Below are 22149 nucleotides of genomic sequence, written 5' to 3'. Positions count from 1 at the left end.
AGATGCATAGTTGGCGCGCTTTTTGCAGTTCCCTCATTGATCATCCACCTGTAGGTCTGTAACGGCGATGGAAGACGTGATTTTTCAGGACACCACCATGCATCAGCGTTTGCTTGAACATCTCACCACGGCGGTATTGCTGCTAGACGGCGAGCTGCGTGTGCGCTGGATGAACCCTGCCGCTGAAGCGTTGTTAGCGGTCAGCCTTAGCCGTGTTCACGGGATCAGCCTGGATACGCTGCTCGGCGGGGATGAAAGCATTGACGATGTATTGGCTAAGGCGCGGGATGCGTTTCACCCTTATACCCAGCGCGAAGCGCGCATTACGCCGCTTAATAGTGAACCGCTTACGGTTGACTACACGGTGACGCCGCTATCTGACGATGAGTTGCTGTTAGAAGTTGAGCCGCGGGATCGCTTGATGCAGATCTCCCGTGAAGAAGCGCTCACCACCCGTCAGGAGACCATCAAGGTGCTTGCCCGCGGGCTTGCCCACGAAGTCAAAAATCCCCTGGGCGGCATCCGTGGTGCCGCCCAGCTATTAGAGCGGGATCTGGACGACCCGGCGCTGCGCGAATATACCCATATCATTGTGGAAGAGGTGGATAGACTGCGCGATTTGGTCGACTCCATGCTTGGCCCTAACCGTATTCTTAAGCACGAGCCGGTCAATATTCACAAAGTGCTTGAGCGTGTGCGAGCGCTGCTGATTGCCGAGCACCCTTGCGTAACGATCAGCCGCGATTATGACCCCAGCCTGCCCGACCTTTCCGGCGATGAGGCGCAAATGATTCAGGCGGTGCTCAATGTGGCTCGCAATGCGGTGCAGGCCATGAGCGATGCGCAAACGCCGGAGCCTTCTTTAATACTGCGCACCCGCGCCCGCCGCCAATTTACCCTTGGCGCTGAACGCCACCGACTGGTCAGTGAAGTTGCGGTGATCGATAACGGCCCCGGCATTCCCGTTGCGCTGCAGGAAACGCTGTTTTACCCCATGGTGTCGGGGCGTGCGGAAGGCAGCGGACTTGGGCTCTCTATCGCCCAGTCGATTTTGCACCAACATCAAGGATTGATCGAATGCGACTCACGCCCTGGACACACCGAATTTCGTTTACTGATTCCCATGGTTATTAATTTCACCGGAGAAGCGTCATGACTGAGGCTGCACGTAATGATGTTGCGCGGGTGGTCATTGTCGATGATGACCGCGCTATCCGCTGGGTGCTGGAGCGCGCATTAGCGCAACCCGACCTGGACGTTGAGTGTATTGAGCGCGCCGACGTTGCCCTGACGCGTTTGCTGGAAAGCCCTCCGGACGTGCTGGTCACCGATATTCGTATGCCGGGTATCGACGGACTTGATCTGATGGCGCGCGTGCGCGAGGCGCATCCCGACCTGCCGGTGATCGTGATGACCGCGCACTCCGACCTGGACAGCGCCGTGGCTTCTTATCAGGGTGGGGCATTTGAATACCTGCCCAAGCCGTTTGATGTTGACGAGGCTCTGGCACTGGTGCGTCGCGCCGTGGCCCACGCCCGTGAACGTCAGCGTCCGGTCACCGTGCCGGAAGGGTTAAACGCTGAGATTATTGGCGAAGCGCCGGCGATGCAGGAGGTGTTTAGGGCCATTGGCCGCCTCTCCCACTCCCATATCACGGTGTTGATTAACGGCGAGTCGGGTACCGGTAAAGAGCGCGTTGCCCAGGCGCTTCACCAGCACAGCCCGCGGGCGGGTAAGCCGTTTATCGCCCTCAACATGGCGGCGATCCCCCGCGACCTAATAGAGTCTGAGCTGTTTGGTCACGAGAAGGGCGCGTTTACCGGGGCGGCCCAGCAGCGCCAGGGGCGCTTTGAACAGGCCAATGGCGGCACGCTGTTTTTAGATGAAATTGGCGATATGCCGTCTGAAACCCAAACGCGCTTACTGCGTGTATTGGCCGATGGCGAGTTCTATCGCGTTGGTGGGCATACGCCGGTCAAAGTGGACGTACGTATCATCGCCGCTACCCACCAAAATCTAGAAGTGCTGGTGGACGACGGACGCTTCCGGGAGGATTTGTTTCACCGCTTGAACGTAATCCGTATTCACCTGCCCAAGCTTGCCGAGCGGCGGGAAGATATTCCCCGCTTAACACGGCACTTTTTAGCCGAGGCGGCGAAAGAACTGACCACTGATATCAAGGTGCTGACCAGCGAAGCTGAGGCTCATCTGACGCGCTTGCCGTGGCCCGGTAACGTGCGCCAGTTAGAGAATATCTGCCGCTGGCTGACCGTGATGGCCTCGGGGCGTGAAATTCTGGTTGAAGATCTACCCCCGGAACTGCGCTCACCCAGCGCTTCCGAAAGCAGTGCCCACGGCGATTGGCGCACGGCGTTTCGCGATTGGGCGGATCATGCTCTGGCTGAAGGCCATACCCACCTGTTGGAAGAAGCGGTGCCGGATTTTGAGCGGATTCTGATTGAGACGGCGTTAAAACACACCGGTGGACGCAAAGGTGAAGCCGCCGAGCTGCTAGGCTGGGGGCGCAATACGCTCACGCGTAAACTGAAAACGTTGCTACCGGCACTCGCTGACGAGTAATTGTTAGAAGTCAGACAGACTCCTAATCGTCAGCGAGTATATATACCGCATCGGCTAGGGTGGGGTCGGGCAAGGTGCAGTTGCTCATTTGCCAGGGCAGCAGGCTAGCGGTGTCGTTAATGCCCATGGCATTGAGCTGATAGGCAACGCCTTCGTTGTAGATCACATGGCCTAGCCCCATTAGGCCCACCGCCAGGGCGCCGCTCTCTGTGGCTTCGGCCAAGCGCTGGGCCATGGCGGTATCCCAGGTGAGCTGCGCCTGAATAAAACGCTCAAGCGACTCCGGATCCTCGCCCATGGCGTGCTGATTAAACACCTCGGTGAGCCGTGAGCGGTAACTAGCGCTGGCGGGCTGTGGCGGCGGGATCGCAAAGCGCTCATCCGCGGGTACGCGCTCCCAGCCATCAGTGACCAGCCGCTGGCGCAGCTCCGGGGCGATATTAAGCGCAACCAACGGTATCTGTGCCATTCGGGCAAACGCTAAAATCGGCATATACAGGGCTGAATCAAATCCCCAGGCCTCGTCCCACTGGGTTTGTTCAAGCAGCGTATTGTCATCCAATTCACCGGCTATCCAGGCATCCAGAGCAGGCTGAGCGCTGCGCGGTAGCATTTCCAGGCCAATCACTAAATCATCGCGAAGGGCATGCAATCCCGCTAGGGTATGCAACTGCCAGCGGTGATGGGCAATGTCATCGTGCTGTTCACCGAGCAATACCACCTGCTGCTGGGCCGCCGTAGTTAGCAAATCGCTGTTCGCGAGCGGCCGCTCATTCTGCCACCACTGCCCTGGGCTGGGGCACCCCGCCAGCGCTACGCTGGTCTGTAGGCTAACAAGCGCAAAAGCCGCGAGTAAGCTGTAGCGTTGTCTACTGCCGAAACGACTATTCTGTCGCTTCAATGCGCCGTATCTCGGCAAGCAACGCTTCTGCTTCTTCGGTAAGCGTGGCATTGGCGCGCATATCGCCATTGCGTGAAGCCTCCATGGCCGCTTGAAGTTTACGCTCATACTCTTGCTGAAGTTTCTTTTTGGGGTCGCGCTTAAACATGCCTAACATGAGCAATCTCCTTTCTCTATAAGCTCTAGAGCTATATAAACTCTGGTGCAATATCCGCTTTATGTACACCATTTGTATAGGTTTTGAGTGCTCGTGTCGAATGTTTGTTTTATCTAGGTTTACGAAGCGTATTGTTCAGGCGCGCTGCACTGACGTAAAAAGCGCTCAAAATCGCACAAAATAGTCTCCAGGCTGGCATGCAAACGATGATCGTCGTCTACCATTCGCAGCGATAGACGCTGCAGGCGGGCCCGCTCGATGACCGGTTCCGGGGCGACGACATCATCCCGCCAGCCGTGAATGATATGCGTGTGCCGGGCCTGAATAGTCGGTGACGTTTCTGGGTAGTCGGCTAAGCCTAGCGCGGGTGCCAGCAGAAAGCAGCCCAACACCGGCTGTTGTGCACTCACCGCGGCGCTTAGCCAGCCCCCCAAACTTGAGCCTGCCAGCACACACCGGGCAGGGTCGTCACCGCGCTCGGCTAATACCCTCAGCAGATGTTGCAGGCGCAGCTTAGGCTCTGCTATGTCTCGATAGTCCATGACCACCGGTTCACAGTCATCCAGCTTTTCCGCTACGCCTTTCAGCGCCTGGGTTTTTAGTGCTCCTGGCCCGCTCTCAAGGCCATGGGATAAATAAACAGTCATCATAGCGTTTAACTCGCTGCACGCTGGATAGCTTCGCCACCCTGTTCAAGGTCTTCACCCGCACCGCGGAGGGTATTACAGCCACTGACCAGCAGTAGGGTGATGATGAGTATGCTTAGAGCAACTGGACGTTTCATATAGCTCTCCTCGAACGTATGGGGTCAACCGTAGGAAGTAAAGAGGCGGCTTTTGAAGCCTGAAATTTGGTGAAAAGCTGAGTGATAATTTAGGGCCTGTTGACGTTTCACTCACGGCCGCGATGAAACGTCAACAGGCCCTAGCCAAAATAATACCTGCGCGGACTTTTCGCTATAGCCCAGCTGGAAAAGTGTGCCCCTAAGGCCTGTGCTCATGTCGCATGTGTCACTTCTATACATGGTAAAGAGGGTTGAAATAGATTTTCTTATCAATTTTTATTTTTATAAGGTTCTGTTTATTAATAGATTTTGTTTATATTGGCATGGGTTGGCTCACTGCCTGCATGTACTTATGTGAGTGTTTAAGCGCTAGCCAGTTAGCTAAAAATTCAGTTACTTAGCACTAGCCATTTTGAAATGTTTAACCAGTAACTGAGTGAGTGGGCTGACAAGCAAAAGGAAGGCAGGACGCCGAAAGACCAACAGGATGTTAAAGGACAATTAGCCCACTCACTGGTTACAGCGCAGGGAGGCGCTGTTCATCAAACACAGGAGTGGACTGATGCGAAACGACCATCTCATGAAAATGAGGTGGTTTTTTCGCGTGCGTAATTTTTAATAAGTCATTAATTTTAAATTACTTTTTCGACGAATCTTGTTGCGCGGTACCTGCACGGATCGCTACCGCACAGATTAATGGATTGTTTTAGTCTATCCTTCGATGAAATCAAAATGCTGCGGTTAGAAAACGTCAACGTAACGACCGCTTACTATCAGGGACAAGATTATGGCAATGGCATTGATGTTGTGCATGTTTGTTTTGTTCTTAGGGTTCTCAGGACTGGGCGTGTATATGATGTTTAAGACATCATTCATGGCTAGAGCTGATGAGTGTGATGATATGCCGCCCGATATCTAACTTTTTGCTTTGAAAGGAAAAACTGAAACGCCCGCTGATGCGGGCGTTTCAGTTTTTGAGGCCGAGCTTTTGGGCAGGGCTTTTGAGCTTAGTTTTTGGATAGAACTTTTGGATCGGGTTAGTTTTTCCAGCGGCCCTTCCCGCGATCTGGCACCATGCGTCCGAAATAGAGCAAGCCAAACGCGAGCCATCCGACTGTTAATAAGGCGGCAAAAATCAGTACGGCTAAGGCGCCAAATTCGGCAATCAGTGGTAAGGCCGCGGCTGTAAAAAGCCCACCACCCACAATCGGTTCAAACATAAGCTGTTTATAGCCAAAGCTCTCTAGCGCGCCAGACTCGTTCTTGGGGTCTGCCATGCGCATCAACAGCAGGCCGGTAACGGTCACCCCCATTGATTGCCCAAAATCGCCTACCCCTCGCTCAAACCAGTTTTCTGGAATCACTCGGGGCGCTATAACGATCAGCACGAACAGTCCCCAGGCAATTCCCGTCACAGCGAGCAGCAAAAAGGGCAGGAAGTACTCGCCTAAAGTAGTCAGTGAAAGAGTGGCGAGTGCGGCCACGATAGTAAAGTCCAGCGCGGTACCTGCAATGCGCGACATGGTACGGCTAGATACATGGCGTTCTAATCCAAACCGCATCACAATCAGTTGCACAATTACCCCACCAATCATGGCAATAGGGAAAAGCGGCACATGGGCGAGGATTTCCAAGCCGCCGTCACGTGCCCAGGTGACTTGCTCAATCCATTGCAAGCCCGACAGTATTAGCCAGCCGATCACAATAGCGATACCCACTAAACCGATATGTAGGCTGAGCGGATCGGTGGTGCCTGACTCTTGCACCAGGTCTTTTTTAAATTCGCTGAACTCTGCGGTAGAAGGGCGCTCATCTTCACGCATTAACTCATCGGGATCTTCTGGCTGGTGGTTGTCATCATTGAGTTTGATGATGCCGCGACGCGCGGCAATATTAATCAGTAGCGTACCAATCAGTACCCCTGAGACGATGCCTACTGTCGCCAGCCCTAGGGCTAGATCGGCGCCTTCTTCAAAGCCCAATTCAGTGAAAGTGTCTGCCATGCCCGCTGCGGTGCCATGGCCGCCTTCAAAGCCAATTTCGATTAATGCCCCCACCATAGGGTTCATATTAAACACCGGCACCAACACCAGCAGCGCCAAGCTCAACCCAACCACATACTGGCCCCACGCCATGGTTTGGCCGACGACGACTTGCGGCCCTGCGCGCAACCAAATCGTCCTGAGTCCGGGAATCGCTTTTCCAATAAACAATGCCGCGAAGACAACATTAATCAATAGCCCCGGCAGCGCTGCCCAGCTCTCCTGCACATAGGCAGGAAACAGTCCGGGGCTTTCTTCAAAAAAAGTGGGTAGAGCTCGGCCCAGCACATCAGGGCCCATTAGTAAAAGCAGTAAGCCGCCAATGACGGAGCTAGGTAGGAAGAGTCGTCTTAACCAGGGAAGCCATAGACGCAGTACATTACTGGCTAAAAGCACTAACGCAATGGTGACTAGCGCTATAAATAATTCACCAACCGTCATGGTCATCACATCACTCCTTGATGCTGACACGCCGCGATTAATGCTGGGCGGGTGCGTTTAGAAAAGACAAGGTTGGATTAACCATAGCGCTTAGTGGCCAATTACGCGAAAACAGTCATGCGAAAGCAGTTATGGAAATGCATTTATGGAAATGCAGTTATGGGAAAACAGGGAGCATTACCCCATCCAATACAGGCTGGCCAAGGCAAAAGCGTAGCCCATCGCGGCCCCTGCGAGTACATCGCTTACGTAGTGCAGCCCTAACCCGACCCGTGAGATCGCTATCAGTAGTGTTAATGGCAACACCACTGGCAGCAGCCAGGGCGTGTGGGCGGCGACTAAGACGCTAAACATCACCGCGTGCATGGTGTGGCCGCTGGGGAAGCTGTAACGGTCGCGGGCCGGTTCACAGCACTCAATGCCTTCAGCGTAAGTAATAAAGGGGCGCTCACGGCATAAGCGGGTTTTCACCAGCCGATAAACGGCCACGGCAAACAGGGCGATAACGCTGTATTGCAAAACACGCCAGGCGCCATTGGGCTGAAGCCAGGGCTGGGCGAGAATCAGTAGCACCCAAACAGGCCAATCGCCTAAACGGCTGGCGGCCTGAAGCGTGATGCGCCAGGGGCGGTAGATCGATAGCCGCGATATTCGCTGGCAGAGCTGCCACTCCAACAGGTCAAGACGGTCGAATACGACAAGCGGACGCGGGCGCATGATGAGCCTCCTGGGCTTGGTTTAAATAACGCAAAAATTGCTCGGCAATACCCGTCCAACTCTGCTCAAGTGCGCGTAAGCGCGCCACTCGGCCTAAACGAGCGTAGTCAGCGGGGTGTTGGCATAGTTCCACCGCGGCCTGTTGAAACGCGCTGCTATTGCCAGCCGGCACGGTGACACCGTTACGGCCGCTGTGAATCAGTTCGGCGCTGGCCGCATGGTCATAGGCCACCACGGCCAAGCCGCTAGCCATGGCTTCTGCCACCACATTGCCCCAGGTTTCGGAAAGTGAAGGGAAAATAAACATATCAGCGCTGGCATAGTGGCGCGCAAGCGATTCTTGCCCCACAAAACCGGTAAAATGGGCATCGGGAAGCGCCTTCTCCAACTGTGCCCGTGCGGGGCCATCGCCGACGATCACCTGGGCGATATCGGGGCGCACCTCGCGCATGGCCTGAAAGCTTTCATGTAACAAGGTGAGGTTTTTTTCTGCGGCTAATCGGCCAACATAAAGTGCCACCGGCTGATGCTCGCTTACCCCCCAGCCTTTGCGTAATGCAGGGTCACGGTGGGCGGGTGAGAAGCGCTCACCATCCAAGCCCCGTGACAGCACATGGACATCTCGTATCCCCTGACGCTGCAGCGCTTTTGCCTGCTGGTGGGTAGGCACTAAGGTCAGATCGCAGCCGTTATGGAAGTAGCGCAGGTAGCGCCGTGTGGTCGAGGCTAGCCAGTTGACGCCGTAATCTTCACAGTAGTGGTCAAAGTTAGTGTGCCAGCCCGCTACCAAAGGAATATTGAGCTGCCGCGCCGCTTGGCGGGCCGCCCAGCCTAGAGGGCCCTGGGTGGCAACGTAGATTATGTTTGGCCGATGCTTACGCCAAAAGCGGCGCAGCGTGGCGGGCCTGACTAGCCCCACCTGTACATCGGTGTAACCGGGTAAGGCAAAGCGCTGCACCTGTAGTTCGCGGTTAATACCGGTCGCATTACCCGCGCCCCTTGGGCGTGGGCGAACCACATCAACCGGCACTCCTTGCCGGTTAAGTTCATAGCTTAGCCGGCTGAGCGTATGGGCAACGCCATTGATGTCCGGTGACCATGTTTCACTAACGATGCAGAGCCGCATAAGCGATTCATCCCTTTATCACGTTTTCAAACAGTGTGGGCGGGGCGAATGACACTGCCGAGACAAACAAGTGAATAAGTGATGACACGCTTAAATAGGTTGTAGGATAAGGGCAACTGTTTTATTTGAAGGTCAGTGCTGAGCATCCGTTCTTAGGGTCATTGCTTAGTGCCCATTTTAATACCAGTTCTTAATATCAGTGAAATGTTAAATTTGAATGGCATTTTTATTAAATAAGTATATTGAAAATAAGTTCCCTAAAAAATAAAACTTTAAAATTAATGAAATATAACTCCTTTAAGGTTCCCTGCGTTGAGGCGTTATTCGTCCTTCATTGTGCCTTCGCAAAGCGCAAGCATTAACTACTTCAATGGGAACAATCATGTTTAAAAAAACGACACTGGCGTTAGCCGTTAGCGGTTTATTGGCAGCCTCTGCAGCACAAGCCGCCACCGTTTATGATCAAGACGGTACCGATCTGGAAATTTATGGTCGTATCGCTATGGGGATTGAAGGCGGCGGTATCGACAATGGTGTTGATAACGGCGAAGAGTTCCGCAATTTCGGCTCGCGTTTACGGATTACCGCCGGCCACCAGATCTCCTCTGATCTGCGTGCGTTCGCCCGTGTAGAGTGGCGCTTTACGGGGGATGAGCGTAATACATCCTCTGGTTTCGATGAGGTGCGTAATAGCTACCTGGGTCTGGAAAGCCAGCAGTTCGGTACCTTTATGGCCGGTAACTACGATAGCTTCTACGATAAAAACGTAATGACGCCGTTCGATGTTTACGTTGAGCGCGGCTACGAGTTCGCTGGTGGCGGCCTGCAGGCCCGCGGCGATTCGATTGGCTATAAAACGCCTAAAATGAGTGGTTTTCAGGCGGTTATTTCTGCCAAGCACTTCTCTGAGCGTGGTTTGACTGAAGCCCAGCAGACTTCCGAAGGATCTGTTATCGCCACTCAGGGTGGTGTTGTTTACGAAACAGGCCCCGCTCGTTTAGCGCTTGGTTATGTGGAAGATACGGTACGCGGTGGCGGCAACGGTGAAGTGCGTTATGGCGCTACGGGCGAGTTTGCTATTACAGATTCTTTCGCTGCTCGTGTAGGTTATGAAACCCGCGGTGATGACGATGTTAACGGTGGCGGTTTCGATAAAATCGGCGTTGGTGCTACATACGCTATCGATTCCTGGAAGTTCTTCGCCGATTACTACAACATCGATGTAGATGGCGCTAGCGATGAGCGTAACGCTTGGGCGCTAGGCTCCATGTACAAGTTGTCTAGCAATTTCGATATGTTCCTTGAGCTGAACGATCGTAACCTGGATGCTGTTAATGACTTTGAAGAAGATATGTACTACGCATTAGGCGCTCGCTATCACTTCTAATTCGTAGCGTGATGTTAGCGATAGTGTTGCTTTAGTTTTTTGTATTCGCTTTTGTAATAGTTCTTTAGCTTTTAGTTAGCTCGCATGTTTCGATCTTTACCGGTGTGGATAATTCCACACCGGTTTTTGGCGTTTAGTGAAGGTGGTAATTATCATGGAGACGAAACGTCGCTGGTAGGCTACCTTTACTGCTAAGGTGTCTGAACACTGATATGAAAGGAGTCATTTAAATGCGTTTTCATCACTATGGCATGGCGCTAGGGACAGCGTTATTCGTCACCGTTCCCCCCGCCTTTGCCGATAACTACACCCTTACCCTGTTTCACACCAATGATCTACACGGGCGTACCGATCAGTATCCCCATTTGATCACCACGCTGAATGAGGCGCGGGAGACCTACGGCGAAGGATTACTGCTGGAAGCGGGCGATATTTTTTCTGGCACGCTCTATTTCACTGAGTTTCAGGGCCAGGATGCCCTCGAATTCATGAATTTAATGGGCTACGACGCCTTTGTGCCCGGCAACCATGAGTTTGATTTGGGTGACCCAGAAGAGGGGCATCAGGCGTTAGCGGCATTTTTTGCAGGTGCCGAGTTTCCCATTCTAGGCGCTAACCTGGATTTCTCAGAAGGCCCTGAGTTTGCTGACATGCTGGGTGAGTCAATTAGCGCAGATCCGCAAGCCGGGCAGCTCTATGACGGTATTGTGGTTGAGCATAACGGTGAGCCAATCGGCATATTTGGGTTAAGCACCCAGGACAGCGAGACGATCTCCAGTCCTGGTCACGTCACCATTAGCGATTATCGCCAGGCGGCTGAAGCCATGGTGGCAAGTTTTGAAGAGCAGGGGATTAACAAGATTATTGCCCTTACCCATCTGGGCTATGACAGCGACCCCAGCGTGGGTAACGACTTGCTGCTAGCGGAGCACGTTGACGGTATCGACATTATTATTGGCGGCCACAGCCATAGCCAGGTTTCGCCGCCTAGACTGCTTAGTGAGAGTCGCGCGGGTGAGGCGCTCCCATCACCCACGGTGATTTGCCAGGCAGGCGAGTATGGCCAGCATCTTGGGGTGATGCAGGTCACCTTCGACGAGAACGGCGTGGTGGTGGATGCCAGCGGCGAGCTGCTCGCCGCCGACGACCGCGAGGCGGATTCTGACGCGGCTCAGCGGCTTGAGCCTTACACCGCTGAGATTGAAACACTGCGGGATACCTTGGTTGGCGCCAAGGCAATCTCAGAGCTGCCCAACCCCCGCCACGGCAGCGGTGATGAGCAGAGTGTGCGAGCCAATGAAACAGCGTTGGGCAACTTAATCACCGATGCCCAGCTGCATGCTGCGCAGCAGGTGGCGCCCGAGACGGTCATGGCGATCCAAAATAGCGGCGGTATCCGCGAAGCGATTGAGCGGGGCGATGTGTCCGTAGGCGATTTAATCGCCGTACAGCCGTTTGGCAATCGCCTAACGCTGCTTGACGTCACCGGCGCCGAACTGCTGGAAACCTTTGAAATTGCTCTGGCCAATGCGCCCGATGAGAACGGCGGTTTTCTGCAGGTGTCAGCAGGCGTGGCGTTGACCTATGACAGCAGCGAGCCACCAGGTGAGCGGGTGATCAGCCTCAATATTGCCCGGGAAGGCGCGATGCAGGCGGTTGATCCAGAGCGTACTTATACCATCGCCACCAATAACTTTACTGCCGCCGGTGGGGACAGCCATACGGTACTCGGAGAAGCCTACGCTGATGGCCGTAACACCATTGTCGGCAATACGGATTGGGAAATGCTGCGCGAATATATGCTGGAACGCAAAGAAGTGTTCTACCAAGTTGAAGGGCGGATCACTGATGTAGCTCAATAGGCTGTAGTTCTAGAGGCTACAGTTGAAGAGGCTGCAACTGAAGAGGCTGTAGTTGGAGAGGCTGTAGCTGAAGAGGATGTGGCCCAGGATGATTCTGAGTAAATTCCTGGGCCACTTATTAAAGCTTACTCATTAATGACGCTTTCAAAGCCGCCAAAGATGACCCGCTTGCCATCAAATGGCATCGGGTTAACGTCCATTTGTAAGCGTGGATCCTGCATGACTTTGGGCATGGCTTCATCGCGCACGGCGCGGGATGGCCACTCTATCCAGGAAAAAATAACCGTCTCGTCATCCTTGCGCTTAACCGCCATAGAGAAGGAGGTCACTTCTCCTTCGGGCACATCGTTGCCCCAGCACTCCACCACGCGGAGCGCTCCGTGTTCCTTGAACACAACGGCCGCGGCACGGGCATGCTCAATAAATTCAGCTTTATTAGCGTTGGGCACGGCAGCGACGAAACCATCGACATAGGGGTAGGCGTTATTATTCATGATTATTCTCCTATTTCTGTTTGTGGTGCTGCTTTAGGTGGCAGTTCTCGAACGGGGCGTACTTCAATGCTGCCCAGCCGGGCCGGTGGTATGCGGCTAGCCAGCTGCAGCGCCTCATTCAAGTCGTGGGCTTCAATCAGATAAAAACCCGCCAATTGCTCTTTGGTTTCGGCGAAGGGGCCGTCCGAGATTAACGTTTCACCATCGCGCACGCGCACGGTGGTCGCCGTCTCCGTCGGTTGTAACGGCTGCCCGGCTAGGTAGTGGCCGCTGGCGCTTAGGCGTTCTACCCCGGCGATACACTCCTGGTTAAGGTCGTGCCACGCCTGTTCGCTCATGGCGTTGATAATCTGTTCCTGGTAATACACCAGCGCTACGTACTTCATAGGGCATCTCCTTCAGTGGCTAAGGGGCAGTTATCTGACGCAACGTTCACCATCCAGCCCACGCCAAAACGATCTACCGTCATGCCGAACCCAGGTGACCAGAAGGTCGCTTCGAACGGCATGGTGATCTTTCCACCCTCTGCCAGTTGGGCAAAGGTGCGTGCGGCCTGTTCTATATCCTGATACTCCAACTGAACCTCTACCCCTTGGGGTGGTGTATAGCAGTCAGCCGCCATATCCGCGCCCATTAAGCGACGGCCACGCAGGTTCAGCGAGGCGTGGATGATGCGGTCATGGAGTTCCGGTGGGGAGTGTTCAGCGGCGGGCGTGTCAGCATAGGTCAACAGACACTCCAACTGCCCGCCGGTCACGTCGGCATAAAACTGCATGGCTTCCCGACAGGTACCGGGAAAGGCAACGTGCACGTTCATGGCATCGGGTACACGCGCCAGGGTGCGGTGCTGCTCAAGTCCGGCGCCGGGCTCGAAATCTTCCAGCGCAAAGTAGCGCCGTAGCTCAAGAGTCACGTTGCCATCGGCATCCTGGGTGGGCCATTGTTGGGCCCACTCAATGGCCGCCTGCAGGGAAGGGGCTTCTAGCACGCTGTAACCGGCAATACGCTCACTGGCTGGCGACAACGGCCCGGGGATGATGGTGGGTTCACCGTTTTCGAAACGGATCAGACACCCATTGCTGGTCGGATGTAAGCCATCGCCGCTCAAAAACACGCCTGCCTCGGTCATGCGCTGGTTATAAGCAGCCATGTCGGCAAGCATCTCCTGAGAGGGCATAGCGCCATTCTCGGTGCTGGCATCAGCACGGCGTATCAGCATGAATTTCATTGAGAGTCTCCTGGTTGGTCAGGGTAGTGACTCTCTTTAGTCGTTTGGCAGCGTCTTGAATCGACATAGTCTGAGCATTTTTTATGGGATATTTTCGAGCTCTGCCAACCGTCTGTTTAAAAAGCGCTTTTCTGGATCCAGGGTGGCCAATTGCAGCGCTTGGTGATAAGCACTGCGCGCGGCTTCATGCTGGCCTTGGCGACGCAGCAAATCCGCTTTAGCGGCATGAAACAGATGATAGCGGGACAGTTGTGGGTGATGGGCGATGTCGTCGAGTAGCTTCAGGCCGGCATCGGGCGCACCATTCATGGCAATGGCGACCGCACGGTTTAACGCCAGGATCGGCGATGGAAAGCGTCGGCAGAGAGCATCGTAGAGCCTGACGATACGCCCCCAATCGGTCTGCTCTGCTCGGCTGGCCTGGGCATGTACGGCGGCAATCGACGCCTGAAGGGTGTAGTACCCGGTAGGGGTGAGCGTCAGCGCTTTTTCCAACCACGCTATACCTGCGTGGATATCTTCCTGGCGCCATAGGCGCCTGTCCTGCACATCCAGGGTGACCAGCTCCCCGTCGCTATCCTGGCGCGCATCCCGGCGGGCATCATTAAGCAGCATCAAGGCCATTAGCCCAAATACTTCCCCCTGAGGCAGTAGCCGTGCCAGCTCATTGCCCAGCCGCATAGCCTCTTGGGTTAGGCTGATATCGACCACGCTGGCGCCAGTGCTGCGCGAGTAACCTTCATTGAAGACCAGGTAGATGACTTGGAGCACATCGGGCAAACGTTCGGGCAGCTCTTCCTGGGGTGGCACGGCATAAGGAATATGTGCATCGCGAATCTTGCGTTTGGCGCGCACGATACGCTGTGCCAACGTCGTGGGCTTCATCAGCAGGGCGCTGGCGACCTGCTCGGTGGTGAGGCCGCACATCTCACGCAGGGTCATGGCAATGCGTGCTTCTATGCTTAGGCTTGGGTGGCAGCAGGTGAACAGCAGCCGCAAGGCGTCGTCTTCGATGGTGGTGGGCTCAAGATCCGGCGTCTCTTCTGAGAGTAACGACTCTGTGGGTAGCAGCAAGTGGGCCCGGCGGCGTGCTGTGCTGCGCTGGCGAATTTGATTGATTCCGCAGTGGTAGCCGGTGCGAATGAGCCATGCCGTGGGGTTGTCAGGTGTGCCGTTAACCGGCCACTGCTGAACAGCGGCCACAAAAGCATCCTGCATGGCTTCTTCGGCAAGCTCAAAATCGCCCAGCAGCCGGATCAACGTAGCCTGCACGCGCCGGGAGTGATCGCGATACAGGCCATCCACGTATAAAGGTTCAGTACTCATCGATCCGTACGCTACTTGGATAACAGGCGAGGTGAGCAGCCGACACGCGTGCTGCTCGTTATCTCAAACGTAGCGCATGGTTTAGCCGTTGACTCGTTTTTGTTGTCTTGTTTTTTGGTGATCAGCTTTCAATCCCCCGTACGTTTACCCGTGGCGCTGTTAAAAGGATGCAGCGCGTCGCGGGTCACGAAAAATCGCAGGGTTTCGCCTTCGGCGACCGGGGGTTGGCCCGAGACGCGGATCACCGTGGGCTGGTCGCTACCGGCGAGGTTCACGTACAGGTGGCTTTCGGCCCCGGCGGCTTCAAACAGCGCAAGCGTAGAGTCGACGGTTAAGTGAGGCGCTGCGGGCGGCGTTAAGTGCATATCATCCGGGCGAATGCCGACGGTATCGGTGCCTTCGGGCAGGTTATCCAGCAGGCCATTGGCGCCGGGTGTTTTCAGGTAATCCACAGGCAGCATGTTCATGGCGGGGGAGCCGATAAACCCGGCCACAAACATGGTCGCGGGGCGGGCGTAGATCTCCATGGGCGTGCCCACCTGCTCAATCTGCCCGGCGTTGAGCACGACCAAACGATCACCCAGGGTCATGGCTTCCAACTGGTCGTGGGTCACATACAGGCTGGTGGTTTTCAAACGCCGCTGGAGCTGCTTGATCTCCACACGCATCTGCACGCGCAGTTTGGCATCCAGATTCGAGAGTGGCTCATCGAATAAGAATGCCGCCGGGTCGCGCACCAGGGCACGGCCCATGGCGACGCGCTGCCGCTGGCCGCCGGAGAGCTTGCGCGGCTTGCGCTCTAGAAACTCCTCGATCTCGAGCATTTTGGCAGCGACTTGAACGCGCTGATCAATCTCGTCTTTTTTAAAGCCGCGGTTTTTCAGCCCATAGGCGAGGTTGTTGTACACCGTCATATGCGGGTAGAGCGCGTAGTTCTGGAACACCATGGCGATATCGCGCTCGGCGGGTTCTAGCTTGTTGACCACCCGATCGCCGATTTTGAGCGTGCCTTCGGTAATGGTTTCCAAACCTGCCACCATGCGTAGCAGGGTGGATTTGCCGCAGCCGGAAGGCCCGACCAGCACCACAAACTCGCCATCCTCAATCTGTAAGTCGATGCCTTTGACGGCGTGAACATCGCCGCTATAGGTTTTCTTTAGCCCTTCCAAGGTAATGCTGGCCATGCTATTTCTCCGTCTCGGTCAGGCCTTTCACAAATAGGCGTTGCATAAACAGAATCACTAATACCGGCGGTAGCGCTGCCATGACGACTGCCGCCATGACGAGTTGCCACTGGGGGTTCTCTTCCGAGGTCATGCGCTGGATACCCATAACGATGGTGTAATAGTCAGGGTCGGTGGTGATAATCAGCGGCCAGAGGTACTGGTTCCAGCCGTAGATAAACATGATCACAAACAGCGCGGCGATATTGGTCACCGATAGCGGCATCAAGATGTCTTTAAAAAACTTCAGCGGCCCGGCGCCGTCGACGCGAGCGGCTTCGAGCATCTCTTCGGGAATGGTCATAAAGAACTGGCGGAACAGAAACGTCGCGGTGGCCGAGGCAATCAGCGGAATCGACAGCCCGGCAAAGCTATTGAGCATATTGAGATCCGCCACCACTTGAAACGTCGGAATAATGCGCACTTCCACCGGCAGCATCAAGGTGATGAAGATGATCCAGAAAAAGAACATCCGAAAGCGGAAACGGAAGTAGACGATGGCAAAGGCGGAGAGCAGCGAAATAGACAGTTTACCCACGGTGATCGCCATGGCCATGATAAAACTGTTCCACAGCATTAGGGCGGCGGGCGGGGCACCGGCATTAGAGACGCCGGACTGCCACATGCGCGTGTAGTTTTCGATCCCGTGGCCGCCGGGCAGCAGCGGCAGCGTGCCCTGCAGTAAACCCGAGAGGGAGTGGGTCGAGGCGACAATCGCGACATATACCGGAAAAGCCACCAGCGCGACGCCAGAGAGCAAAACAATATGGGCAATCAGGTTAGCCCAAGGGCGGTTTTCAACCATTAACGTTCTCTCTAGTAGTTGACTCGGCGCTCAATAAAGCGGAACTGGATCATGGTTAACGCCACCACAATCACCATCAGAATCACCGACTGAGCCGCAGAAGAACCCAGGTTGAGCCCTACAAAACCGTCGGCATATACTTTGTAAACCAGTATGTTAGTGGCCTGAGCGGGGCCGCCCGCGGTGGTGGCATGAATGATCGCGAAGGTGTCGAACATGGCGTACACCACGTTAACCACCAACAAGAAGAAGGTGGTCGGCGTGAGCAGCGGGAAAATAATCGTCCAGAAGCGCTTGGTTGGGCTGGCGCCGTCAATAGAGGCCGCTTCAATCAGCGATTGTGGGATGGACTGTAAGCCCGCCAGGAAAAACAGGAAGTTATAGGAAATCTGCTTCCAGGCGGCGGCAAAAATCACCAGCAGCATGGCATCATTCCCCGAGTTACGGTGGTTCCACTGATACCCCACCATCTCCAGCATATAAGGCACAATGCCGATGGAGGGGTTGAAGATAAACCACCACAAAACGCCTGCCAGCGCAGGCGCAATGGCGTAGGGCCACACCAGTAGGGTGGTGTAGGTACTGCGTGAGCGAATCATCCGGTTGACGGTGCTGGCCAATAAAAGCGCCACCGTCATTGACAGCAGTGTGGTGCCGACGGCGAATACCGCCGTTACCGATAGCGAATTGACATAGCTGCCGTCGCGGAACAGGCGAGCAAAGTTCTCAAGCCCCACAAACGTCGATCGAAGCCCAAAGGCGTCTTCGCGCAGTAGCGACTGATACAGCGCCTGGCCCGCAGGCCAGATAAAGAAAATCAGCGTCACAATTACCTGGGGCGCCAACAGCGCGTAGGGCAAAAAGCGACCAGGGTAGGTCATGCGTTTAGTTTGCATGGGCAGCTCGCATCCAAACGAAATCGCCGCCTACCCAAAAGGGTAAGCGGCGAAGTGAGTGCTTATTTACTGGTTAGCGGATTGGAAATCGCGCAGCAGATCATTGCCGCGTGCCACTGCGTCGTCAGCCGCTTCCTGGCCCGATTTGCCACCGGTCATCACGGCTTCCATCTCTTCGGAGATGATGTCGCGAATCTGCACGAAGTTACCAAAACGTAAGCCTTTGGAGTTCTCGGTCGGCTCGTTGAGCGTCATCTGCTTAAGCGAAATATCCGCACCGGGGTTCTCTTCGTAGTAGCCCTGCTCTTTGCTCAAATCCCAAGCGGCTTGGGTGATGGGCAAGTAGCCGGTTTGCTGATGCCACTGCGCCTGTACTTCTGGCTGGGAGAGGTACTCAAAGAACGCCGCAACGGCCTCATACTCATCGTCGCTATGGCCCTGCAGTGCCCACAGGGTGGCGCCGCCGATAATCGAGTTTTGTGGTGCGCCTTCTACGTCGTCGTAGTAGGGCTGCATGCCAAAGCCGACTTCAAATTCTGAATTGGCGGCGACGTCCGCACGTGAAGCAGAAGAGCCGAAGAAAATCGCGCAGTCCTGGGAGTAGAACAGCGGCTCTGAGTCGGGGCCAGAACCGGGGCCACCCCATTTAAAGACACCTTCTTCCTGCCAGTCGTGGAGGTTGTCCCAATGGCGAGCGACCAGCTCATTGTTAAAGGTCAGCTCGGTTTCCATGCCGCCAAAACCGTTTTCCAACGTACCTAGCGGCACGTTATGCCAAGCGGAGAAGTTTTCCAGCATCACCCAGCTAGGCCAGGAGGTGGTAAAACCACAGCTGGCTGCACCAGCGTCGACGATTTGACGTGAAAAATCGGCCACTTCTTCCCAGGTTTGTGGGGGCTGCTCGGGATCCAGTCCCGCTTCCTCAAACATGTCCCGGTTGTAGTACATAATCGGCGTAGAGGAGTTGAACGGGAACGACAGCATATTGCCGCTGGTGTCGGTGTAGTAACCGACAACGGCGGGCAGGAAGGCATCGTTATCGAAAGCGCGGCCGTGCTCTTCCATCAGCTCGTACACTGGGTAGATGGCGCCTTTGGCGTTCATCATGGTGCCCGTGCCGACCTCAAATACCTGCAGGATATGCGGCTGCTCATTGGCACGGAAGGCGGCGATCGCGCCCGTCATCGTTTCGGTATAGGTGCCGCGATAGCTGGGGGTAACGTGGTAATCATCCTGGGACGCGTTAAAGTCCTGGGTCATCTCTTCGAGAATTTCGCCTAGCTGGCCGCCCATGGCGTGCCACCAGTTAATCTCCGTTGCTGCCTGAGCAGACAGGCTTAGGCTGGCCGTCGCCACCCCTACGGCTAGCGCGTGTAGTGTAAAACGAGACATAACAGCTCCTTGTGGGATTGAGCTTAATCAGCTGAGTAGCTCATAAGCTCGCGACAATGCGTTTGTTAAGATTTTTAGATGCACTGAACAGTAAGAAGTGTAGATGACGTTTTAGTGAATGCACGATGAACCTGTCGTGACAGTCAACATTACGCTGCCAGCAGGTCTGCTGAGTAGGAAAAGACAGAGGGCGGTGATAGGGTGATATAAGGTAGGGTGATACAAAGAATCCAACGAACGAGAACAGCATGACTGACGTGACCACGTTGCTGGCGAAGCTGGTGTCATTTGATACCACTTCCAGCGAATCCAATTTGGCGCTGATTGAGTATGTGGAAGGCTATTTGGCCGAGTACGGCGTTATCGCCGAGCGGGTGATGAGCCCCTGCGGTACCAAAGCCAACCTGATCGCAAGAATTGGCCCAGCGGCGCCGGGCGGTGTGATGCTTTCCGGGCATACCGATGTGGTGCCGGTGGCGGGGCAGCCGTGGTCGAGTGATCCCTTCGCTCTGCGCAATGGCGGCGATGGGCGACTTTATGGGCGTGGTACCTGCGATATGAAAGGCTTTATCGCCTGCGTATTGTCGATGGTGCCCACTTGGACGAAAGCGCCGTTGCAGCAGCCTATTTATCTTGGCTTCTCTTACGATGAAGAGATTGGCTGCGTGGGTGCGCCGAGCCTGATCAAGCGCTTCTACGAGCACTACTCCACCACCGCCCATGTGATTGTCGGCGAGCCCACCAGTATGCAGCCGGTTGTTGCGCAAAAGGGCGCCACCAATCTGCGTACCAAGGTGGTAGGCCGAGAGGCGCACAGCAGCCAGGTCAACCAGGGCACTTCGGCCATTCATGTCGCCGCGCGCTTGGTCACCTTTATTGAAGACACCATGGCGGCGTTGGTGGAAGAAGGTCGAGTCGATGAGGCATTTAATGTGCCTCACACCAGCCTGCACGTTGGTAAAATCAAAGGCGGTACGGCGATCAATATTATGGCCAGGGAGTGCCAGTTCGAGTGGGAGATCCGCCATCTGCCGACCGATACTTTTGACGAGATTTATGCGCGGTTTGAGACCTATTGTGCCCAGCTAAGCGCTGAGCTACAGGCCAAGGGCAAGCAGGTGGAAATCACCACCGAGCCGCTTAATGTAACGGTACCGGGGCTGGCCGACCGTGATAATGACCATGTGCTTCGCCTGGCTAAAGATCACTTGCCTACCGCCTGCTGCAACCACGCGGTGGCTTACGCCACGGAGGCGGGGCAGTTCCAGGGCCAAGGCCTGCAAACCATCATTCTCGGCCCTGGCAGCATTGCCCAGGCGCACCAGCCCGATGAATATATTGATATTGAGCAGCTTGAAGCGTGTGAGGATTTCCTAGCCAAAATGGGCAAAGCGCTGGAACGGTCTGATTGAATAAACCCAGTGCCCGCTCAAAAAAAATCCCACCCCTTTATTAAGGAGTGGGACTGTTTTCAAAGCGCTTGCATACTGCTTTTATACCATGCTGATTTTAATGCTATTTCAGTGCTGAGGATGTTCTTCAAACAGCTCAGCTTTGGCATGGCGCATCACATCTTCGCACGCCTGCTGTTGGGCTAATTGCGTCAGCAGACGCTGAGTTACTTCGAAGCCCTTGCCTAAGCAAGTGTCGACTTCATGTTGGCTGACCGCTGGCGTCACTCGGTAATCGATTTTCACCGTGCGCCCGCCACCTTCCAGCCGATCCGCAACTCCCCTGAGTCGCCACGCGATTTTCTCTTTCCAAGTTGCTGATTCTTCCGCGCCTTCGTTTACGCTAAACGTGCACTGCCATTCCGGTTTAAAGACCTTCATAGGAGAACCTCCAGAAATTTTGGAAAGAATGATCAATCGTGATTTGTACCCCATCGTCTGAATATGTTGCTCGACCACTATATACCTAACTCAGTAAAAATATCGAAACAATAGTGATATATGCCGGGCGACGTGCATAGGATGTATCGGTTAGGCTATAGGTGATGTAGTTAACGAGCTTCTTTATGACCCCCACGATGGATCAACGTTGCCCCTGTGGCAGCCAATTAACGCTAGATAAGTGCTGTGGCCGTCATCATCACGGCGAGCCTGCCCCCACGCCTGAGGCCTTGATGCGCTCGCGCTATGCGGCTTTTGTGCTTGGGCTCAATGACTATCTGTTAGCTACATGGCACCCCACTACTCGGCCGGTAGAGCTCGCGCCTGATCCTGAAACCGAGTGGAAATCGCTATCCATTGTTGGCGCAAAACCGCCGCTCGACAATACCGGTTATGTACATTTTAACGCCTGTTTTTATGGGCGAGGGCGAGCGCAAAAAGGCTGGCATGTATTAGCCGAGGTGTCGCGCTTTGTTAAAGAGCAACAGCGCTGGTGGTATATCGATGGCACCCCCACGCTTACCCGCCTGAAGCCACGCCGAAACGACCCGTGCTTATGTGGTAGTGGGCGCAAATTAAAGGTATGTTGCGGTGAATAGTGGCATCTTTCAGCCTCAGAAAACCGAACCTCAGTGGTATCTCTATTTACTGGAGTGCCAGCGCGGCACCTATACGGGCATTACCAATAACCTGGCGAAGCGCTATCAAGCCCACTGCACAGGCAAAGGGGCGCGTTATACCCGTGCAAATCCCCCTGTCGCGCTGCTGGGCGCCGAACCGTTTGAAGATCGCGCCGCTGCAAGCCGGGCTGAATATCAGTTAAAGCAACAAACCGCCAGCCAAAAACGTCGCTGGGCCAAACAGTGGCCTATCCAGCTAGATGCCGATTAAGGAGC

The 22149-nt window shown here is 55.0% G+C and carries 23 protein-coding genes; 7 read left to right on the top strand and 16 right to left on the bottom strand.

The window, feature by feature from the left end:
• Nucleotides 1-97: 97 nt before the first annotated feature.
• Both glnL and ntrC read left to right on the top strand, forming a co-directional pair.
• Nucleotides 98-1156, top strand: a complete 1059-nt coding sequence (glnL, locus tag J7J49_RS02775) for a nitrogen regulation protein NR(II) (protein WP_064235099.1) — start codon at nt 98-100, stop codon at nt 1154-1156.
• Entirely contained in the window at nt 1153-2580 is a 1428-nt protein-coding gene (gene ntrC, locus J7J49_RS02770) for a nitrogen regulation protein NR(I) (RefSeq protein WP_035582763.1), read from the top strand. Before glnL ends, ntrC begins: the two co-directional genes overlap by 4 nt.
• A gap of 22 nt (nt 2581-2602) precedes the next feature.
• Here the strand turns inward: ntrC and J7J49_RS02765 are convergent, their stop codons facing one another.
• The 7 genes from J7J49_RS02765 to J7J49_RS02735 form a co-directional block, all read right to left on the bottom strand.
• Entirely contained in the window at nt 2603-3481 is an 879-nt protein-coding gene (locus J7J49_RS02765; protein WP_251048106.1) for a ChaN family lipoprotein, read from the bottom strand.
• Nucleotides 3465-3638, bottom strand: coding sequence for a DUF6435 family protein (locus J7J49_RS02760; RefSeq protein ID WP_121499403.1), 174 nt, complete (start codon nt 3636-3638; stop codon nt 3465-3467). The genes J7J49_RS02765 and J7J49_RS02760 overlap by 17 nt, the downstream gene beginning before the upstream one ends.
• Before the next feature lie 119 nt (nt 3639-3757).
• Nucleotides 3758-4288 (bottom strand): YqiA/YcfP family alpha/beta fold hydrolase, encoded by a 531-nt coding sequence (locus J7J49_RS02755; RefSeq protein ID WP_082906681.1) that lies wholly within the window; start codon nt 4286-4288, stop codon nt 3758-3760.
• Between the two features lie 5 nt (nt 4289-4293).
• Nucleotides 4294-4422 carry an entericidin A/B family lipoprotein gene (locus tag J7J49_RS02750; RefSeq protein WP_215089998.1) on the bottom strand — a complete coding sequence of 43 codons (129 nt, stop codon included), beginning with the start codon at nt 4420-4422 and terminating at the stop codon, nt 4294-4296.
• A gap of 1037 nt (nt 4423-5459) precedes the next feature.
• Complete coding sequence (locus tag J7J49_RS02745) at nt 5460-6911, bottom strand: sodium/glutamate symporter (RefSeq protein WP_215089996.1); 1452 nt, start codon at nt 6909-6911, stop codon at nt 5460-5462.
• A gap of 171 nt (nt 6912-7082) precedes the next feature.
• Nucleotides 7083-7622 carry a phosphatase PAP2 family protein gene (locus tag J7J49_RS02740; RefSeq protein ID WP_215089994.1) on the bottom strand — a complete coding sequence of 180 codons (540 nt, stop codon included), beginning with the start codon at nt 7620-7622 and terminating at the stop codon, nt 7083-7085.
• A complete protein-coding gene (locus tag J7J49_RS02735; RefSeq protein WP_215089992.1) occupies nt 7585-8748 on the bottom strand; it encodes a glycosyltransferase family 4 protein in 1164 nt (387 codons plus the stop codon). The genes J7J49_RS02740 and J7J49_RS02735 overlap by 38 nt, the downstream gene beginning before the upstream one ends.
• 382 nt (nt 8749-9130) lie before the next feature.
• Here J7J49_RS02735 and J7J49_RS02730 point away from each other — a divergent pair, with 382 nt between their 5' ends.
• The gene (locus tag J7J49_RS02730) at nt 9131-10135 is read left to right on the top strand and encodes a porin (protein ID WP_215089990.1); all 1005 of its coding nucleotides are present in this window, start codon (nt 9131-9133) and stop codon (nt 10133-10135) included.
• A gap of 230 nt (nt 10136-10365) precedes the next feature.
• Nucleotides 10366-11997, top strand: coding sequence for a bifunctional metallophosphatase/5'-nucleotidase (locus J7J49_RS02725; protein ID WP_215089988.1), 1632 nt, complete (start codon nt 10366-10368; stop codon nt 11995-11997).
• 125 nt (nt 11998-12122) lie between these two features.
• On the opposite strand, the gene J7J49_RS02720 is transcribed toward J7J49_RS02725, so the two are convergent.
• The 8 genes from J7J49_RS02720 to ugpB form a co-directional block, all read right to left on the bottom strand.
• On the bottom strand, nt 12123-12491 hold the full coding sequence (locus J7J49_RS02720; RefSeq protein WP_064235045.1) for a DUF1428 domain-containing protein: 369 nt from the start codon (nt 12489-12491) through the stop codon (nt 12123-12125).
• 2 nt (nt 12492-12493) lie between these two features.
• Nucleotides 12494-12877 carry a YciI family protein gene (locus J7J49_RS02715; protein WP_215089986.1) on the bottom strand — a complete coding sequence of 128 codons (384 nt, stop codon included), beginning with the start codon at nt 12875-12877 and terminating at the stop codon, nt 12494-12496.
• Nucleotides 12874-13719, bottom strand: coding sequence for a YciI family protein (locus J7J49_RS02710; RefSeq protein WP_064235043.1), 846 nt, complete (start codon nt 13717-13719; stop codon nt 12874-12876). Before J7J49_RS02710 ends, J7J49_RS02715 begins: the two co-directional genes overlap by 4 nt.
• Nucleotides 13720-13800: 81 nt before the next feature.
• Nucleotides 13801-15045: an RNA polymerase sigma factor gene (locus J7J49_RS02705; protein WP_215089984.1), complete on the bottom strand. Its 1245-nt coding sequence runs from the start codon at nt 15043-15045 to the stop codon at nt 13801-13803.
• 128 nt (nt 15046-15173) lie between these two features.
• The gene (locus J7J49_RS02700; protein WP_215089982.1) at nt 15174-16229 is read right to left on the bottom strand and encodes a sn-glycerol-3-phosphate import ATP-binding protein UgpC; all 1056 of its coding nucleotides are present in this window, start codon (nt 16227-16229) and stop codon (nt 15174-15176) included.
• 1 nt (nt 16230) lies between these two features.
• Complete coding sequence (gene ugpE, locus J7J49_RS02695) at nt 16231-17073, bottom strand: sn-glycerol-3-phosphate ABC transporter permease UgpE (protein ID WP_215089980.1); 843 nt, start codon at nt 17071-17073, stop codon at nt 16231-16233.
• A gap of 11 nt (nt 17074-17084) precedes the next feature.
• Nucleotides 17085-17969 (bottom strand): sn-glycerol-3-phosphate ABC transporter permease UgpA, encoded by an 885-nt coding sequence (ugpA, locus tag J7J49_RS02690; protein ID WP_064235039.1) that lies wholly within the window; start codon nt 17967-17969, stop codon nt 17085-17087.
• A gap of 66 nt (nt 17970-18035) precedes the next feature.
• A complete protein-coding gene (gene ugpB / locus J7J49_RS02685) occupies nt 18036-19361 on the bottom strand; it encodes a sn-glycerol-3-phosphate ABC transporter substrate-binding protein UgpB (protein WP_215089978.1) in 1326 nt (441 codons plus the stop codon).
• Nucleotides 19362-19609: 248 nt separating this feature from the next.
• Between ugpB and argE the strand changes: the two genes are divergently transcribed.
• On the top strand, nt 19610-20773 hold the full coding sequence (argE, locus tag J7J49_RS02680) for an acetylornithine deacetylase (protein ID WP_215089976.1): 1164 nt from the start codon (nt 19610-19612) through the stop codon (nt 20771-20773).
• 108 nt (nt 20774-20881) lie between these two features.
• Here argE and J7J49_RS02675 read toward each other — a convergent pair whose 3' ends face one another.
• Complete coding sequence (locus J7J49_RS02675; protein ID WP_064235036.1) at nt 20882-21193, bottom strand: hypothetical protein; 312 nt, start codon at nt 21191-21193, stop codon at nt 20882-20884.
• 185 nt (nt 21194-21378) lie between these two features.
• Here J7J49_RS02675 and J7J49_RS02670 point away from each other — a divergent pair, with 185 nt between their 5' ends.
• Both J7J49_RS02670 and J7J49_RS02665 read left to right on the top strand, forming a co-directional pair.
• Nucleotides 21379-21852, top strand: coding sequence for a YchJ family protein (locus tag J7J49_RS02670; RefSeq protein WP_215089974.1), 474 nt, complete (start codon nt 21379-21381; stop codon nt 21850-21852).
• On the top strand, nt 21845-22144 hold the full coding sequence (locus tag J7J49_RS02665; RefSeq protein ID WP_064235034.1) for a GIY-YIG nuclease family protein: 300 nt from the start codon (nt 21845-21847) through the stop codon (nt 22142-22144). The genes J7J49_RS02670 and J7J49_RS02665 overlap by 8 nt, the downstream gene beginning before the upstream one ends.
• The last annotated feature ends 5 nt before the right edge of the window (nt 22145-22149 follow it).

This window comes from Halomonas sp. ISL-56, assembly GCF_018612805.1.
Taxonomy (GTDB): domain Bacteria; phylum Pseudomonadota; class Gammaproteobacteria; order Pseudomonadales; family Halomonadaceae; genus Vreelandella.
This window is presented reverse-complemented; position numbering and strand designations above follow the sequence as displayed.